Raw genomic sequence first — 991 nt, forward strand, 5'->3', positions numbered from 1 at the left:
CCACCAGAGCTTCGGTGGCGTGCACTGCGTCCCGGCCCATATCCGCCAGATTGGAGCCGGTGGAAGTATTACGGGGCTTCAGACACTGGTTCCTCTCGTACGGCGTCTCGTCTCGCTTGCCGAGCCCGCACCGTCTGGAAGTACCGACGCGTCCCAGCTTTGTCAGGGCTGCTCTCACCTCGCCGTGCGACTCCACGGTCCGGCTGCCCTCAGCTTCACCAGACTGCTGCGACAGCCCGGCGGCAGGGGTCTCTCACCCCTGCCCGGTAACAGTGGCGCCTCGTGGCGCACCTCGATCCGGTTCCATTTCGAGGTGCCTGGCGGCATGTGGCACACCGTGATTGCCAGCCCCATCTCCTGCGCCAGCGCGGCCAGTTCCTTCTTCCACAGTCGCAGACGGTAGCCGTTCGATCCGCCCGCGTCGGCGGTGACCAGAAGTCGGGTGGCCCGGGGGTAGGCGGGGTGGCCGACGGTGGTCCACCAGCGGCGGATGGTCTCCACGGCGAACTGCGCGGTGTCGCCGTCGCTGCCCACCGACACCCAGCCGGCGTTCGCGGCCAGGTCGTAGATCCCGTAGGGCACCGCCGTGCCCTGCTCGCCGGGGAAGTCGTGCACACCGACCCGGCGGGGATCGCCGGCCGGTCGCCAGTCGAGGCCCTTGTTGGCGTATTCGCCGACCAATTCCTTCTTCTTCGCATCCACGCTGATCACAGGCTGACCGTTCGTCAGGGCCGTGGTGACCTGGTCGTTGATGTAGCGGAACTGCAGGTCGCGGTCCGGATGCTGCTTGCCCTCCACCGTCTTGGCGTTGCCCTGCAGGCTGTACTGCAGCGGCCCGGTCAGCAGCCGCCCGACACTGTGGTGAGAGACCTGATGGCCCTGCCTGCCCAGCTCGTCGGCCAGGTTGCGGGTCGACTTGGTGGTCCACCGCAGACGGTTCATCGGATCGCCCCGGGTCTCGGGTTCGACCAAAGCATCCAGCGCGTCCAGC

General features: G+C 67.7%; 1 pseudogene. It reads right to left on the reverse strand.

Annotated elements, in window-relative coordinates:
- Positions 1–285 precede the first annotated feature (285 nt).
- Positions 286–991: pseudogene (locus G3I71_RS44765) on the reverse strand (ISAzo13 family transposase); the annotation flags it as partial.

Source organism: Streptomyces sp. SID12501 (assembly GCF_010550245.1).
Taxonomy (GTDB): Bacteria; Actinomycetota; Actinomycetes; order Streptomycetales; family Streptomycetaceae; genus Streptomyces.